At 32.9% G+C, this 17,086-nt stretch carries 17 protein-coding genes; 13 read left to right on the forward strand and 4 right to left on the reverse strand.

The window, feature by feature from the left end:
• Positions 1 to 7 precede the first annotated feature (7 nt).
• A complete protein-coding gene (locus V7P59_RS07785; RefSeq protein WP_333809597.1) occupies positions 8 to 619 on the forward strand; it encodes a hypothetical protein in 612 nt (203 codons plus the stop codon).
• A complete protein-coding gene (locus V7P59_RS07790) occupies positions 616 to 1,317 on the forward strand; it encodes a DUF3307 domain-containing protein (protein WP_333809598.1) in 702 nt (233 codons plus the stop codon). The genes V7P59_RS07785 and V7P59_RS07790 overlap by 4 nt, the downstream gene beginning before the upstream one ends.
• On the opposite strand, the gene V7P59_RS07795 is transcribed toward V7P59_RS07790, so the two are convergent.
• Positions 1,303 to 2,322, reverse strand: a complete 1,020-nt coding sequence (locus V7P59_RS07795) for a quinone-dependent dihydroorotate dehydrogenase (RefSeq protein WP_333809599.1) — start codon at positions 2,320 to 2,322, stop codon at positions 1,303 to 1,305. The genes V7P59_RS07790 and V7P59_RS07795 overlap by 15 nt on opposite strands.
• 242 nt (positions 2,323 to 2,564) lie before the next feature.
• Between V7P59_RS07795 and V7P59_RS07800 the strand changes: the two genes are divergently transcribed.
• Positions 2,565 to 3,119, forward strand: a complete 555-nt coding sequence (locus V7P59_RS07800; protein WP_333809600.1) for a thioredoxin family protein — start codon at positions 2,565 to 2,567, stop codon at positions 3,117 to 3,119.
• A 25-nt stretch (positions 3,120 to 3,144) separates the two neighbouring features.
• On the opposite strand, the gene V7P59_RS07805 is transcribed toward V7P59_RS07800, so the two are convergent.
• A complete protein-coding gene (locus V7P59_RS07805) occupies positions 3,145 to 3,648 on the reverse strand; it encodes a hypothetical protein (protein ID WP_333809601.1) in 504 nt (167 codons plus the stop codon).
• Between the two features lie 107 nt (positions 3,649 to 3,755).
• Positions 3,756 to 4,688: a peptidylprolyl isomerase gene (locus V7P59_RS07810; RefSeq protein ID WP_333809603.1), complete on the reverse strand. Its 933-nt coding sequence runs from the start codon at positions 4,686 to 4,688 to the stop codon at positions 3,756 to 3,758.
• A 73-nt stretch (positions 4,689 to 4,761) separates the two neighbouring features.
• On the opposite strand from V7P59_RS07810, the gene V7P59_RS07815 reads away from it, so the two are divergent.
• The 5 genes from V7P59_RS07815 to V7P59_RS07835 all read left to right on the forward strand — a co-directional run bounded on the left by V7P59_RS07815 (position 4,762) and on the right by V7P59_RS07835 (position 9,579).
• Positions 4,762 to 5,559 (forward strand): class I SAM-dependent methyltransferase, encoded by a 798-nt coding sequence (locus V7P59_RS07815; protein WP_333809644.1) that lies wholly within the window; start codon positions 4,762 to 4,764, stop codon positions 5,557 to 5,559.
• Positions 5,560 to 5,576: 17 nt separating this feature from the next.
• Positions 5,577 to 6,254, forward strand: a complete 678-nt coding sequence (trmD, locus tag V7P59_RS07820) for a tRNA (guanosine(37)-N1)-methyltransferase TrmD (RefSeq protein ID WP_333809604.1) — start codon at positions 5,577 to 5,579, stop codon at positions 6,252 to 6,254.
• A 49-nt stretch (positions 6,255 to 6,303) separates the two neighbouring features.
• A complete protein-coding gene (locus tag V7P59_RS07825; protein ID WP_333809605.1) occupies positions 6,304 to 6,726 on the forward strand; it encodes a BLUF domain-containing protein in 423 nt (140 codons plus the stop codon).
• Between the two features lie 117 nt (positions 6,727 to 6,843).
• A complete protein-coding gene (gene rplS, locus V7P59_RS07830) occupies positions 6,844 to 7,200 on the forward strand; it encodes a 50S ribosomal protein L19 (RefSeq protein ID WP_333809606.1) in 357 nt (118 codons plus the stop codon).
• A gap of 156 nt (positions 7,201 to 7,356) precedes the next feature.
• Positions 7,357 to 9,579, forward strand: coding sequence for an NADP-dependent isocitrate dehydrogenase (locus tag V7P59_RS07835; protein ID WP_333809607.1), 2,223 nt, complete (start codon positions 7,357 to 7,359; stop codon positions 9,577 to 9,579).
• Between the two features lie 43 nt (positions 9,580 to 9,622).
• Here V7P59_RS07835 and V7P59_RS07840 read toward each other — a convergent pair whose 3' ends face one another.
• Positions 9,623 to 10,294 carry a hypothetical protein gene (locus tag V7P59_RS07840; protein ID WP_333809608.1) on the reverse strand — a complete coding sequence of 224 codons (672 nt, stop codon included), beginning with the start codon at positions 10,292 to 10,294 and terminating at the stop codon, positions 9,623 to 9,625.
• Between the two features lie 121 nt (positions 10,295 to 10,415).
• Here V7P59_RS07840 and V7P59_RS07845 point away from each other — a divergent pair, with 121 nt between their 5' ends.
• The 5 genes from V7P59_RS07845 to V7P59_RS07865 all read left to right on the forward strand — a co-directional run bounded on the left by V7P59_RS07845 (position 10,416) and on the right by V7P59_RS07865 (position 17,043).
• The gene (locus V7P59_RS07845; protein WP_333809609.1) at positions 10,416 to 12,788 is read left to right on the forward strand and encodes a TonB-dependent receptor; all 2,373 of its coding nucleotides are present in this window, start codon (positions 10,416 to 10,418) and stop codon (positions 12,786 to 12,788) included.
• Positions 12,789 to 12,792: 4 nt separating this feature from the next.
• A complete protein-coding gene (locus V7P59_RS07850; RefSeq protein ID WP_333809610.1) occupies positions 12,793 to 13,617 on the forward strand; it encodes a DUF4249 domain-containing protein in 825 nt (274 codons plus the stop codon).
• A 63-nt stretch (positions 13,618 to 13,680) separates the two neighbouring features.
• A complete protein-coding gene (locus tag V7P59_RS07855) occupies positions 13,681 to 14,343 on the forward strand; it encodes a thiamine diphosphokinase (protein WP_333809611.1) in 663 nt (220 codons plus the stop codon).
• 42 nt (positions 14,344 to 14,385) lie between these two features.
• On the forward strand, positions 14,386 to 16,377 hold the full coding sequence (uvrB, locus tag V7P59_RS07860) for an excinuclease ABC subunit UvrB (protein ID WP_333809612.1): 1,992 nt from the start codon (positions 14,386 to 14,388) through the stop codon (positions 16,375 to 16,377).
• A gap of 162 nt (positions 16,378 to 16,539) precedes the next feature.
• Positions 16,540 to 17,043: a DMP19 family protein gene (locus V7P59_RS07865; RefSeq protein WP_333809613.1), complete on the forward strand. Its 504-nt coding sequence runs from the start codon at positions 16,540 to 16,542 to the stop codon at positions 17,041 to 17,043.
• Positions 17,044 to 17,086 lie beyond the last annotated feature (43 nt).

Raw genomic sequence — 17,086 nt, forward strand, 5'->3', positions numbered from 1 at the left:
TTGAAATATGATTGTGATACTTACAGCAGATATAATCAATTCAAGAAAGCTTTCTTCCAAAAAATGGATTAATGATTTTAAAGCTTTATTACTAACTTTTGGAAAATCTCCAAATGATTGGGAAATTTACCGTGGTGATGAACTTCAAATGGAAATTAAAAATCCAGAAGATGCATTATTAATTGCATTTCAAATCAAAGCCTTTTTTAAATCTATCAATTTAGATGTACGAATGAGTTTGGGATTTGGAGATAAAACTTACAAAACCAGAAAAATAACAGAAAGTAACGGAACAGCCTTTGTTCGCTCAGGAGAAACATTTGAAACCTTAAAAAAACAAAAAGTAAATTTAGCTTTAAATTCAGGAAACGAAGCTTTTGACGAAGAATTAAATCTAATGCTAAAATTAAGTTTATCCTTCATGGACAATTGGCTACAACAATCAGCTGAATTTGTTTTAATTGCCATTCAAAACCCTACTCTTTCGCAAGAAGAAATAGGTGTAAAACTCGGTATTAATCAGGCGGCAGTGAGCAGAAGACAAAAGCGCTCTAATTTTGACTTATTAATGCAAGTTGAAAATTATTTTAGAAAAAAAATTAAAACTCTTGAAGTATGATTGTACTCGTAAAACTACTTTTAGCACATTTAATTGGCGATTTTTTATTGCAACCTACCGCTTGGGTGGTAAATAAAGAAAAGAAAAAGCACAAAAGTATTTACTTGTATTACCATATACTTCTTCACGGGGTTTTAGCTTTTGCAATCGTATTTGAGAAAGATTTTTTGTGGTATGCACTTCTTTTAGCCATTTTTCACGGCATAATAGACTATATCAAATTACAATTTCAAACTAAAAAAACTAAAAGATTTTGGTTTCTTTTAGATCAATTTTTACATGTAATAACCTTATTTGCAATCACCTTTTTTTACACCAAAATCCCACTAGATCTTAACTTTTTTGGAAATAATTTCTGGATTATCCTAACTGGTATTGTTTTATTAACCAAACCTACATCAATAATCATTCGAAATATTATATCTATTTGGACACCAGAAAAAAAGACAAAAGACAATTCGCTAGAAAACGCTGGAAATTACATAGGAATTTTAGAACGATTATTCATTTTTTGCTTCATTTTGACAAATCATTTTGAAGCTATCGGATTTTTATTGGCAGCAAAATCCATTTTTAGATTTGGCGATTTGAAAGCCGCAAAAGACCGAAAACTCACCGAATATGTGCTCATCGGAACTTTATTAAGTTTCGGAATTGCTTTATTAATTGGTTTACTAGTACAACTAGCTATTTTCTAAAATCTTTTTGTTAATCGCTTTCACTAAAGCCGGACCTTCGTAAATAAATCCTGTGTACAATTGTACTAAACTTGCACCAGCATTCAGTTTTTCAATCGCATCTTCCGCTGTGTGAATACCTCCTACTCCTATGATTGGAAACGCTTTATTGCTTTTTTCTGAAAGAAAATGAATCACTTCAGTAGAGCGTTTCGTTAATGGTTTACCAGATAAACCACCCATTTCCGATTTGTTTTCCGATTGTAAACCTTCGCGAGAAATTGTTGTATTTGTAGCAATTACACCTGCAATTTTAGTTTCGTTTACGATATCAATGATGTCTAAAAGTTGCTCATCGGTTAAATCGGGAGCGATTTTTAGTAAAATTGGTTTTTGTTTTGGTTTTGAGTTGTTCTTATCTTGAAGCGTTTGCAACAACTCGGTCAAAGGTTTTTTATCTTGCAATTCGCGAAGATTTGGCGTGTTTGGCGAACTCACATTCACTACAAAATAATCAACATACGGAAACAAAGCTTCAAAACAGATTTCGTAATCCTTTACTGCTTCTTCGTTTGGTGTGACTTTATTTTTTCCAATGTTTCCACCAATTAAAACGCCTTTATTCTTTTTCAAGCGTTCTACCGCTTCTTTTACACCACCATTATTAAAACCCATTCGGTTTATAATGGCATTGTCTTCTTTTAAACGAAACAAACGTTTTTTTGGATTCCCTTCTTGTCCTAAAGGAGTTAATGTTCCAATTTCAATAAATCCGAAACCAAAATTTGACAACTCTTGATATAACTTTGCATCTTTATCAAATCCTGCCGCTAATCCAACCGGATTTTTGAATTTAATTCCGAAAACTTCTCTTTCTAAACGAACATCTTTAACTTCATAAAGCGCTTGAAACAAACTTGAAAAACCTGGAATTTTATTCAGAAAACGAATCAATGAAAAAGTAAAATAATGCACTTTTTCTGGATCAAAACAGAAAAGTAACGGACGAATGAAGATTTTGTACATAGTATGTTGTGTTGTTATGCAAAAGTAAGAAAATGCAATTCCAAAAAAAAGTATTGACGCATTTTGTAACAATAAAAGATTTGGTACGTATAATTACCGAGTACAATTTTAAAAAATTTATTTAGGAACACGGATTGAAGAAATTAAAAAATTAAAAAAATCTGTTTAAATTTCTCAAATCTGTGTCATCTGTGTTCCAAAAAACAATTAAGCATATTCAAAATTCTAAATTCTAATTTCAAATGGCTCAAACTCCTTCTAACATGTTACCACTAGGCACTATTGCTCCAGATTTCAATTTGAAAGATACTAATGCTACTGATTTTAAAACTTTTGCTGATTGTAAAGGTGAAAAAGGAACAGTAGTGATGTTTATTTGCAATCATTGTCCGTTTGTGCATCATGTGATGGAAGAAGTAATTCGTGTGGTGAATGATTATCGTGTGCAAGGCATTGGATTTGTGGCGATTTCAAGTAATGATATTGTAAAATATCCTCAAGATGCCACCGAATTAATGACCGAATTTGCCTTTGAAAACGGATTTGAATTCCCATATTTATATGACGAAACTCAAGAAGTAGCCAAAGCTTACGATGCGGCTTGTACGCCTGATTTTTATCTTTTTGACAATCAAAACAAACTAGTTTACCGCGGACAATTAGACGACAGTCGACCAGCCAACGGTATTCCATTAAGTGGTTCCGATTTACGAAGTGCTATTGATGGTGTGGTTACCAATAGATTAATTAATGCTGAGCAGAAACCTAGCATTGGGTGTAATATTAAGTGGAAGTAGAAAAGTATTCAGTGGTCAGAAAAAACTACTTTCTAACTAAAATCACTTCAATTGGATTATTTGTTCTTGGTCCGAAAGATCTTGCTTGACGTTCGTTTTCACTTGAACATAAAATATACATATTAAAAGCTTGCAATTGGACTAATTGCTCTTTGTATTTTCCTTTTGCATCTTGAATTTTAATATAGAATTCTTCTGCAGGAAACGTGTTGGTCACCGAAAGTAAATACGTATCACCTGAATAGGGAAAAAACCATTTTTCGGGTTCGTTTGGTTTGCTTATTAAATGATTTCGAGTAAAAACCAAAGCTTGATTACCGTATTTCCAACTGTATTTATTATTCTCGTTGATGACTTCTTCTCCTTTTTCGTTAACCAACGTGATTTTTAAATCGGGAATATTATCTGTTTTTCCTTCTTCATGGGCTTTTACAACCAAATACGAAGTAAAATCAAACCCACAATGCGGCACTTGCCCGAATGAGAACAAAGAGAATAATAGAAAGAAAAAAGATAATTTGGTTTTCATAGATTGGAATTGGATGTAAAAATACAAAAATGATACCAAAGAAAAAATCCCGAAACTAGGTTCCGGGATTTCTATAATTTCGTACTTTTTATGTCGTACTTCAAACTTTATTTCACATCCATTAATTCTACATCAAATACTAAAGTTGCATCTGGCGGAATTACTCCTCCAGCACCTCTAGAACCGTATCCTAAGTATGAAGGAATCACAAAACGTGCTTTGTCACCTACTTTTAATAAAGCGATACCTTCGTCCCAACCTTCGATTACCTGACCAATACCTAAAGTGAAGTCTATTGGTTGTTTTCTTTTGTAGGAAGAATCAAAAACTTGCCCGTTTTCTAAAGCACCTTGATAGTGAACCGATACTTTTTTACCTTTTTCAGCTTGTTTACCACTTCCTTTTTGGATGATTTGGTAACGCAAACCGCTTTCTGTTTTTTGAAAACCAGCAGCTAATTTTTCTAACGCTTCTTCTGCCAATCTTTTTTGCTCAGCAATTCTTTTCTCTCTTGAACCTTCAAATGTTCTAAATGCTTCAATTGCATTCCATTTTTCAGCTTCTTCACCTACTCTTACAATTTCTAATGAATTAATAGTATCGCCTTGTGCAATAGCATCTACGACATCTTGTCCTTCCACAACGTGACCAAAAACCGTGTGTTTTCCATCTAACCAAGCCGTTTCAACATGAGTGATAAAGAATTGAGAACCATTAGTTCCAGGTCCAGCATTAGCCATTGATAAAACTCCAGGTCCATCGTGACGTAAAGTTGGATGAAACTCATCATCAAAATTGTACCCAGGACCACCAGTTCCTTGTCCTTGAGGACAACCACCTTGTATCATAAAATCAGGAATTACTCGGTGAAATTTTAATCCGTCGTAATATGGTTTTCCCATGGGACGAGCTGAATTTTCTAATTGTCCTTCTGCTAATCCTACGAAATTTCCAACCGTTCCTGGTGTTAAATCGTGCGTTAATTTTACTAAAATAGTACCTTTTGAAGTATTGAATTTAGCGTATATACCGTTTTCCATGCTTTTGTTTTTAAATTTGAAAGTGCAAAATTACAAAATTAATGGTAGATTTGATAAACAAATATCGATTACAATGGAAGCGAATGATTACCTAAACATCAACAAACAAACTTGGAACAACAAAGTAGAGGTTCACGTGAACTCCGATTTTTATGATATGGATGGTTTTTTGAAAGGAAAATCAACATTGAATTCGATTGAATTGGATTTACTTGGCGATGTTTCTGGAAAAAAAGTTTTGCATTTACAATGTCATTTTGGTCAAGATACTATGACTTTTTCGAGAATGGGCGCCAAAGCAACTGGTATCGATTTATCAGACAAAGCCATTGAAAAAGCTATAGAAATCAACCAAAAATTAAATTTAGATGCAACTTTCATTTGTTGTGATATTTATGACTTACCGAATCATTTGGACGAAAAATTCGATATTGTTTTCACCAGTTATGGTACGATTGGCTGGTTTCCTGATTTGGACAAATGGGCAAAAATAATTTCGCATTTCTTAAAACCTGATGGGAAATTTGTCTTTGCTGAATTTCATCCTGTAGTTTGGATGTTTGATAATAATTTCAAAGAAGTTTTCTATAACTATTTCAATACAGAGCCAATAATTGAAGACGAATCTGGAACTTATGCCGATCGATATTCTGAAATTACTGCACAAACTATTACTTGGAACCATCCTATTTCGGAAGTTTTAAATGCTTTGATTTCACACGGATTAGAAATTAATTGTTTTAACGAATTCGATTACTCACCTTATAATTGCTTCAATAATACCGAAGAATTTGAACAGAATAAGTTCCGAATCAAGCATCTAGAAAACAAAATTCCAATGGTGTATTCGCTTTCAGCAACTAAAAAATAATCTACTATCTTTGCACCATGCGAATTGATATTATTACCGTTTTACCCGAATTAATGCGAAGTCCTTTTGAGGCTTCCATCATGAAACGTGCCATTCAGAAAGGATTGGTTGAAGTCCATTTTCACAATTTAAGAGATTACACTACGAATAAACAACGAAGTGTAGACGATTATCAGTTTGGTGGTGGTGCTGGTATGGTAATGATGGTGCAACCTATTGACGATTGTATTTCGAAACTAAAAAGCGAAAGAACCTACGACGAAATCATCTACATGACACCTGATGGCGAAACGCTGAATCAAAAAATGGCAAATTCCATTTCAATGTACGAAAACATTATGATTTTGTGCGGACATTATAAAGGGGTTGACCAACGAGTTCGCGATATGCACATTACTCGCGAAATTTCAATTGGTGATTATGTATTAAGTGGTGGTGAAATTGGCGCTATTGTTTTTTGCGATGCAATTATTCGTTTAATTCCAGGAGTTTTAAGCGATGAGACTTCTGCTTTAACTGATAGTTTTCAAGACAATTTACTATCTCCACCTATCTACACTCGTCCGGCTGAATACAAAGGATTAAAAGTTCCAGAAGTATTATTAAGCGGTAATTTTGGAAAAATTGAGAAATGGCGAGAAGAAATGGCATACGAACACACAAAAAAAAGAAGACCAGATTTATTAGAAGATTAGCTTTTTTGTTTTAACTTTTTTGTAAATTTATTGTGCTAATTTATAAAAAATGCATCGTATCATTTATTTAAGTTCAGGAATTAAAATATTTTCCGACGAGGAAATTAATGATTTATTAAAAGTTTCAAGAAATAACAATCAAAAAAACGGAATAACAGGTTTACTTCTTTATTCTGATGGTAATTTTATGCAAATCCTAGAAGGTGAAAAAGAAGCGGTTGAAATCACCTATAAAAAAATTGTAAATGACAATCGACATCGAAATATTATTGTAGTTGCAAATGAATCTGTAAAAAAACGCAATTTCTCTGAATGGAAAATGGGATATAGTGTTGTAGATCCAGAATTCTTAAAAAAACATCCTGAAATAAATCCTTTTGAATTAAAAACGTCATCAGAAATTGACCTCTTAATAACTACTTTTATCGATACATTTTTAAATTCCTTCCGAAACAAAGTGCTTTATCATTAAAAAGAGTAGAAAAGTTTTGGATTTTAAATAAAAAAACTTAATTTTGCACCCACTTTAAACCAACCTCTGGCGATAGACGTGTATGTTGCTTTGAATCAAACTTTTATAATTAAAACTATGTCAAATTTAGTTGATTTCGTAAATAACGAATTAATTGCAAAGAAAGATTTCCCTGAATTTGGTGCGGGTGATACTATCACTGTGTACTACGAAATTAAAGAGGGTGAAAAAACTAGAACTCAGTTCTTCAAAGGAGTTGTAATTCAAAGAAGAGGAGCTGGAGCTACTGAAACTTTTACAATTCGTAAAATGTCTGGTGCTGTAGGTGTTGAGCGTATCTTCCCTGTAAACATGCCAGCTTTACAAAAAATTGAAGTTAACCAAAGAGGTAAAGTACGTAGAGCTCGTATCTTCTACTTTAGAGATCTTACAGGTAAAAAAGCAAAAATCAAAGAAAGAAGATACAAAAACTAATTTGTACTTTCTCAAGTATAAAAAGCCGCAACATTGTTGTGGCTTTTTTTATTGAATTTTATTCAAGATTTAAGCATTTATCATGAATTATTTCTTTCAAATTTCCTATATTTGGCAGATTTTACAAATTATATTCAAAACAAACACATAACATTCATGTCCAACCAATCAAAAATAATGTATACCATTACGGATGAGGCGCCAATGTTGGCAACGCATTCGTTTTTACCAATTGTAAAAGCATTTACCAAACCTGCAAATATCGCTATTGAAACTAGAGATATTTCTTTGGCAGGAAGAATTTTAGCAAACTTCCCAGAATTCTTAAAAGAAGACCAAAAAGTTGGTGACGCACTTACCGAATTAGGTCAATTAGCGAATACTCCAGAAGCTAATATTATTAAGTTACCAAACATCTCAGCTTCTGTAATTCAATTAAAAGAAGCAATTGCTGAATTACAATCTCAAGGTTTTAATATTCCTAACTATCCAGAAGAGCCACAAAACGATACGGAAAAAGAAATCAAAGCAAAATATGCTAAGGTTCTAGGTTCTGCTGTAAACCCAGTATTACGTGAAGGAAATTCAGACAGAAGAGCTCCAAAAGCGGTTAAAAACTACGCAAAAGCAAATCCACACAGAATGGGAGCTTGGGAATCAGATAGTAAAACAGAAGTTGCACATATGAATTCAGGTGATTTCTACGGAACTGAAACTTCTACTACAGTTGAAAAAGATGGAAAATTCAGAATCGTTTTCAATTCAGATAATGGAGCAACTACTGTTTTAAAAGATTTCGCTAACCTAAAAGCTGGTGAAGTAATTGACAGTTCTGTAATGAACCTGAATGCTTTAAAACAATTTGCAGCAGCTACCATTGCGGATGCTAAAGCGAAAAATGTGATGCTTTCTGCGCATTTAAAAGCAACTATGATGAAAGTTTCGGATCCAATTATTTTTGGAGCTATCGTTGAAACTTTCTTTGCAGATGTTTATACGAAATATGCTGATTTATTCAAATCATTAGATATAAATCCAAATAACGGATTACAAGATTTATACAACAAAATTGCTGGAATTCCTCAAGAAGCGGAAATCAAACAAGCCATTGCTGATGCTTTAGCAAATGGTCCTCGTGTGGCAATGGTAAATTCAGAAAAAGGAATTACTAATTTCCACGTTTCTTCTGACGTAATTGTGGATGCTTCTATGGCTGCTTTAGCAAGAAGTGGTGGAAAAATGTGGAATGCTGAAGGAAAAGAAGAAGACACAATTGCTATTATTCCAGACCGTTCTTATGCTGGTTTCTATGCGGCTTGTATTGAAGAAATGAAACAAAATGGTGCTTTAGATCCTAAAACTATTGGTTCTGTTCCAAATGTTGGATTAATGGCTCAAAAAGCAGAAGAATATGGCTCGCACGATAAAACATTCCAATTAAAAGAAAATGGAGTTGTAAACGTGGAAGATGAAAATGGAAACGTTTTATTATCTCAAAAAGTAGAAGCGGGTGACATTTTCAGAATGTGTCAAACGAAAGATGCTCCTATTCAAGATTGGGTAAAATTAGCGGTTAACAGAGTAAGATTATCTGATACTCCAGCTATTTTCTGGTTAGATAAAGACAGAGCACACGATAGAGAAATCATCAAAAAAGTTGAAAAATACTTAAAAGATCACAATACAACAGGCCTAGACATTCGCATTATGGATGTAAAAGATGCGATGAAAGAAACATTACGAATCATCCGTCAAGGAAAAGACGTGATTTCAGTTTCTGGAAACGTATTACGTGATTATTTAACCGACTTATTCCCAATTTTAGAATTAGGAACTTCAGCTAAAATGTTATCTATCGTTCCATTAATGAACGGCGGTGGATTGTTTGAAACGGGTGCTGGTGGATCAGCTCCAAAACACGTAGAACAATTTATTGAAGAAGGCTATTTACGTTGGGATTCATTAGGTGAATTCTTAGCGCTACAAGCTTCCTTAGAGCATTTAGCACAAACACAAAACAACGCAAAAGCACAAGTTCTAGCAGATACTTTAGACGAAGCAAACGCTAAATTCTTAGCAGAAGACAAATCGCCTGCAAGAAAAGTAGGTGGAATTGACAATAGAGGTTCTCATTTTTATTTAGCTTATTATTGGGCACAAGCGTTAGCAAACCAAAGCAAGGATGCTGAATTGAAAGCAGTTTTCGCTCCAATTGCAGAAGCAATGACTGCTAACGAAGCTAAAATTGATGCAGAATTAATTGATGCTCAAGGTAAAGAACAAAAAATTGGAGGTTATTATCATCCAAGTTTTGAATTAACAGAAAAAGCAATGCGTCCAAGTGAAACATTAAATAGTATTTTAGCAAGATTAAGCTAAATAACATCAATTCAACAAAAAAGCAACCAAATGGTTGCTTTTTTTATTGGGTTTTCTTTGGTTCTTCTTTTATTACTATTATAGAAGCTTTGACACCAGTAGTCAAATTCCATTCATTTGAAGTAATTAAATTTCCTGCATCATCATAAACACTAAAAGCGGCTGTATTGGGTCCAGATGTTCCTTGATTTAAAGCAACAAAATCTAACTTATTAAATCCGTCATTCAAATCTACATAAAATTCTTTTGGAGCTGCTTCTAAAAGAATATCATTAATAATGGGTTTATCATTAATATAAAGTCGAACACGATCGCCATCAGGATATTCATGATCTCTACAAACAATTTTCAAATATTTTCCTTTACTTCTAAATTCTCCTAAAAACTGATTGCTTCTATATTCTGGCTTAATAGTTTTATCTTGATTGTTTAATTTATTTTTTATTTCTTCACCAGGGTTTTTAAATTCGTTTTTTTGAACCATAACACTCTCTTCACCTTTTTTTTGGTTCAGAATCGAATAACGTTTTAAATAACTATCGTCTTTATCAAAAATACTTTTGTAAGGCAATGTTACTGTATTTTGATTTGTTTCTACTTTTGATGGTTCATCCCAATTCAACTTTAACTTAGCACTCTTAAAAGGATTATCTTTTTGAGCAAAAATTAAAGTTAGATTAAAAAGGAAAAACAAAATAAATAAACTATTTTTCATTCTATATATTTTGAAAGTCGTAAATTTAAAACAATAATTGTTTTTTGATCACAAATTAACATATGTTTTAAAGTATTGCACATTTTTTTTGTGAAATTTGTAGTACAAAATCTATACCGAAATGATTCCACAACAAAAACTTTATTGGTTTTTATTCTTTTTTTCAATTTTAGGATTCGGGCAGGAAAAAGTGACTCTTAGTGGAGTTATTTCTGATGCCAATAATAATGAAACATTAATAGGTGTTTCGGTATATGTTTCAGATTTAAATATCGGGGCTTATACAAATGAATATGGTTTTTATTCGATTACTTTACCAAAAGGCAATTACAATATTCAAATAAGCTATATTGGTTTTGAAACTATTTCAGAAAAAATAGAAATTAGTCAAAACACAAAGAAAAACTTTAGTTTGAAAGAAGGAAGACAAGAATTAAAGGAAGTTGTAGTTACAGAAAACGCCTATAAAACTAACATCAAAAAACCTGAAATGAGTGTTAATAAACTGGCCATTAGCACCATCAAGCAAATGCCTGTTTTAATGGGTGAAGTTGATATTATCAAATCGCTTTTATTTTTACCAGGAGTCACAAATGCTGGGGAAGGGCAATCGGGCTTTAACGTTCGTGGTGGTGGTGCCGATCAAAATTTAGTATTATTAGATGAAGCTACTCTGTATAATACATCGCACGTTTTTGGATTATTTTCAGTATTTAATGCTGATGCTATTAAAGATTTAAAATTGTATAAAGGCGGAATTCCAGCTCGTTTTGGAGGAAGAGCAGCTTCCGTTTTAGATGTGTATCAAAAAGACGGAAATAGTAATAAATTCAGCATGAATGGTGGAATTGGATTAATTTCGAGCCGTTTGTTGGCGGAAGGTCCCATTGTAAAAGATAAAGGTTCATTTCTTGTGGCAGGAAGAGGTTCGTATGCACATTTATTCTTAAAATTAACGGATAATGAAAATTCGGCTTACTTCTATGATTTAAATACCAAATTGAATTACAAGCTTAATTCTAACAACAACTTATATTTATCGGGTTACTTTGGGAGGGATGTTTTTAGTTTAAATGAATCTTTCCGAAATATTTATGGTAATTCTACTCTAAATATGAGATGGAATCATTTATTTTCTAGCAAACTATTTTCTAATTTATCGCTGATTTACAGCAATTATTTTTACGGATTGGATTTGGATTTTATCGGATTTAATTGGGAATCTACCATCCAAAACTACAACTTAAAGTACGATTTTAAATATTATGCCTCTGAAAAAACAAAAGTGAATTTTGGTGCAAATGTGACAAAATTCGATATCAATCCAGGCACAATAAAACCTTTGAATGAAGAATCTTCAATCAATTACCGTCAATTAGATAAAAAATATGCATTTGAAAACGCATTATATGCAGATATAGAGCGTAATTTAACCGAAAAACTTTCTGTAATGGCTGGTGTTCGTTTTAGTACTTTTTATCGTGTAGGTGCCTCAACTGTAAATTATTACGAAAACAACCAACCTGTTTTGTATGATGAAGAGTTAAAAATTTATGAAAAAGCAACACCAACAAGTACTAAATATTTTGGTTCAAACGAAAAAATAGCAGATTATTCAAACTTTGAACCCCGTTTCACTTTATCTTACGAAATTGATAAAGATCAATCTATAAAAGCAGGTTACAACCGAATGGTTCAGTATATGCAATTGATTTCAAACACGCAATCTCCTACTCCATTAGATGTTTGGACACCAAGTGATCAATATATTAAACCTCAACTGGCAGATCAAATTGCTATTGGATATTTCAAAAATTTCAAAGAAGGAGATTACACTTTAGAACTCGAAACCTATTACAAAAAAGTTCAAAACAGAATAGATTATATTGATGGTGCAGATTTAATTGCCAATGAAGCAATAGAACAAGTTATCCTGAACGGAAGAATGCGCTCTTATGGTTTAGAAATGATGATTAAAAAAAATGAAGGACGTTTAAATGGTTGGATAGCTTATACGTTATCGCGATCTGAGCAACAAACTCCAGGCAGAACACCTACAGAAATTGGCATTAATAACGGTAATTGGTATCGTTCTGCTTATGATAAAACCCATAATTTAGCGATAACTGGAAGTTATAAATACAACAAACAATGGAGTTTTGGTGCCAATTTCACGCTTCAGTCAGGACAACCTGTAACCTTTCCAACAGGAAAATATGTATTTGAAGGTGTAACCGTTCCTAGCTACAATTCAAGAAATGAAGATCGATTACCTGCTTATCATAGATTGGATATTTCAGCTACATTATCACCCAAAAAATATGAAGACAGTAAATTTAAAGGCGAATGGGTTTTCGGAATCTATAACATCTATAGTCGCTATAATGCCGCCTCTATAACATTCAGACAAAACGCTGAAACAGGAGCAAATGAAGCTGTTAAACTTTCCATTTTTGGTATTGTTCCATCTGTTTCTTATAATTTTAAATTTTAGATGTATGAAAAAGATTTTAATATATATCGTATTTTTATCCACTACTATCTTTACAAGCTGTGAAGAAGTCGTAAATGTTGATTTATCAAATGCAGAGCCAAAACTCGTAATTGAAGCTATCATTAAGTGGGAAAAGGGAACTTCTGGAGAAAATCAGACTATAAAATTGAGCTTGACCAATAATTTTTATACAAATGACATTCTTCCCGCTAACGGAGCAATTGTTACCGTAACCAATAGTTTAGATCAAGTTTTCAATTTTGTTCAAGTTCCAAACACTGAAAAATATGTTTGTAGTAATTTCCAACCCGTTATTGGCGAAACTTATCGTTTAGAAGTTTTATATGATGGTGAAATTTACACTGCAACAAACACACTATATGCAACACCTGACATCATTAATGTAACACAAGAAACTGTTCAAGGATTTGGTGGTGAAGATCAAATTCAAATTAAGTATTTTTACCAAGACAATGGTGCCCAAGAAAATTACTATTTATTACGCGTAAAAAACCCTAATAAACAAATTCCTGAATTTGGAGTTGTTAGTGATGAATTTTTTCAAGGAAATATCATGTTCGGATTTTATGGAAGTAGTGAAACCGAACCCGGGATTACTTTAGATTTAAGCGTTCAAGGTATTTCAAAAGGGTATTACAATTATATGAATAAATTAATTGAAATTGCAGGAAGCGGATCAGGTAATCCTTTTGCTACACCACCAGCCACTATAAGAGGAAACATTCTTAATAATACAAATAGCAATAATTTCCCTTTAGGTTATTTTCATTTATCTGAAATTGACACTGTTAATTATTTAGTTCAATAAAATCCGTGAACAAGTTCAAAATTCAAACTTGAAACCTGAAACATTAAACTTTAAACCAATAAAATGTCATCACATCATATCGTTCGCGACGACCAAGAACCCGCTTTAATTATTGCAAATGGAGCTGCATGCAGTAAAGAATTAATGGAACAATTGTTAGAATGGTCGCCTTTAGTAATTGTTTTAGATTCAGCTATTGAACGAGTATTAGAACTCGGAATTAAAGTTGACGTTCTTTTAGGTGATTTTGATCGTGGTTTCAACCCTGAATATTATTTAGAAAAACAATATCCATTAGAAATTGTATATGCGCCCAATCAAGATAAAACTGATTTAGAAAAAGCCTTTGATTATCTCGTAGAAAAAGGGCATAAAGCGGTAAATGTAATTTGGGCCACAGGAAAAAGAGCTGATCATACGATTACCAACATTACTAGCATAGTAAAATTTAGAAATGAACTAAAAATCGTTTTATTAGACGATCATTCTAAAATCTTCTTATTACCTAGTAAGTTTGAAAAATGGTACACAAAGAACACCCCTATTTCTTTAATTCCCATAGGTGAAGTAACAGGGATACATTCGACTAATTTATTTTATCCACTGTCTAATCATGCGTTAACAATTGGATATAAAACAGGAAGTAGCAACTATGTTACCGAAGACGGAATTGTTTCTATCTCTCACGAAAAAGGCGATTTATTATTGATGGAATGTTGGGATTAACTTTGTAACTTTGTACTTTACACCTTATACTTTGTACTTTAAATGAAATTCCAAGTCGTTTCCGATTATAAACCTACTGGTGACCAACCACAAGCCATTGAAAAACTTTCAAAAGGAATTCTTAATGGTGAAAAATACCAAACATTATTAGGTGTAACTGGTTCTGGAAAAACGTTTACAGTGGCTAATGTGGTACAAGAAGTTCAAAAACCAACATTAGTTTTAGCTCATAATAAAACATTAGCAGCCCAATTATATTCTGAATTCAAGCAGTTCTTTCCTAATAATTCGGTACAATATTTTGTTTCGTATTACGACTATTACCAACCCGAAGCTTTTATTCCTGTTACCGGAACCTACATTGAAAAAGATTTATCAATTAATGATGAATTAGAAAAATTACGTTTAAGTACTACTTCTGCTCTACTTTCGGGTCGAAGAGATATTATTGTGATTTCATCTGTTTCATGTTTGTACGGAATTGGAAATCCCGTAGAATTTCAGAAAAACGTTATTAATTTGGAAGTAAACCAACAAATTTCACGTACCAAATTATTACATCAACTCGTACAAAGTTTATATTCTAGAACGGAAGCCGAATTTGCACCTGGAAACTTTAGAATCAAAGGTGATATTGTAGAAATCTTTCCAAGCTATGGCGATGAACCGTTCCGAATTCATTTTTTTGGTGATGAAATTGAAGAAATTGAAGCCTTTGATGCCAAAACAGCTCAAGTAATTGAACGTTATGAAAAACTAACGATTTATCCTGCGAATATGTTCGTTACATCGCCTGATGTATTGCAAAATGCAATTTGGGCTATCCAACAAGATTTGGTTAAACAAGTAGATTATTTCAAAGAAATCGGTAAACATTTAGAAGCCAAACGATTAGAAGAACGCACCAATTTCGATTTAGAAATGATTCGCGAACTGGGCTATTGCTCTGGAATTGAAAATTATTCGCGTTACCTAGACGGAAGAGAGCCTGGAACAAGACCATTCTGCCTGTTAGATTATTTTCCAGATGATTATTTAATGGTCGTTGATGAAAGTCATGTTACGATTTCTCAAGTGCATGCCATGTATGGTGGCGATAGAAGCCGTAAAGAAAATTTAGTAGAATATGGTTTTCGTTTGCCAGCTGCTATGGACAATCGACCGTTGAAGTTTGAAGAGTTTGAAGCTTTACAGAATCAAGTAGTTTATGTTTCAGCAACACCAGCGGATTACGAATTGCAAAAATCGGAAGGAATTTATGTGGAGCAAGTGATTCGCCCAACGGGTTTATTGGACCCAATTATCGAAGTTCGTCCAAGTGCGAATCAAATTGACGATTTAATTGAGGAAATTCAGGTACGATGTGAAGCTGACGAACGTGTTTTAGTCACCACATTAACCAAAAGAATGGCGGAGGAATTAACAAAATATCTAACCAAAGTAGCCATTCGATGCCGTTATATTCATTCCGATGTGGATACATTAGAACGTGTGGAAATCATGCAAGATTTACGAAAAGGTTTATTTGATGTTTTAATTGGTGTGAATTTACTTCGTGAAGGACTAGATTTACCAGAAGTTTCGCTTGTAGCCATTTTAGATGCGGATAAAGAAGGTTTCTTGCGAAGTCATCGTTCGTTAACACAAACTGTGGGTCGTGCAGCCCGAAATGTTAATGGAAAAGCGATTATGTATGCGGATAAAATAACAGCTTCCATGCAAAAAACGATAGATGAAACCAATTATAGAAGAGAAAAACAAATTCGATACAATACTGAAAATAATCTCCAACCTAAAGCGTTAAATAAGAGTTTAGGAAATGCTTTAAGCGGTAATTCTGTTTCCACTCATTATTACGAAGAAAAAATATTAAAAGCAGCCGAACCAGAAAGTCAATACTTAAGCAAACCTGAAATCGAAAAGAAAATTCGCGACCTACGAAAAATGATGGAAAAAGCAGCAAAAGAATTGGATTTTATGCAAGCAGCAAAATTCAGAGATGAAATTCAGTCATTACAAGAGAAAATAAAATAATAACGAAACGTCACTTCGAGTGATTTTGTGTTTTAAAAACCTTAGTTTTCGAAATATAAAATGGTATCGAGAATTATAGAAACGATTTTACTACTACAATTCTCGAAACATTTTTGATAAAATAGCTAATGTAATTTTATTAAAACACTTGAAATGACGAAAATGATAAAATTAAAAAACATTTATAAAAAACACATGAGCAACATTGCAAGCATTCTAAAATTAGAAGACGAGATCAAAATCATTGAAGCTATAGGTGAGATTATTTGGGAAAAGAAAGAAGAAACTGATGATTTTTCGGCATTAACTGATGGTGAAAAAGTCTTCGTTTACGTAGATATTTTTGAAGGCGCTATGGGAGAAGGCGGATTTTCGTTTTTCTTTACTTCGGAAGCTGGAGATTTTGTTGAAGACATAATTATTGCTTACAAAGAAATAAAAGCATTTAAAACCGCTGAGTTAATCTCAAAAGCTTGGAGTTTATTTCCTGCGAAAGCCTATTCACCTGATGTAGAAATCAGAAGAAACTTCATCAAAAAAGCAGATGAAACTTTAATTGGAGGTTGGGAAGATTTAGACGAACAATTCTTTAGCGAAGAAGGTGAAGACATTGTTACGCTAATTGTGGATTACATTAAAGCTAATGAAACTGAGTTTGGAGCTTAACGTTACAAAATATTTTCGTACCTTTAAACATCAATCAAAAAAC

The sequence above is a fragment of the Flavobacterium sp. genome, from assembly GCF_036782315.1.
Taxonomy (GTDB): domain Bacteria; phylum Bacteroidota; class Bacteroidia; order Flavobacteriales; family Flavobacteriaceae; genus Flavobacterium.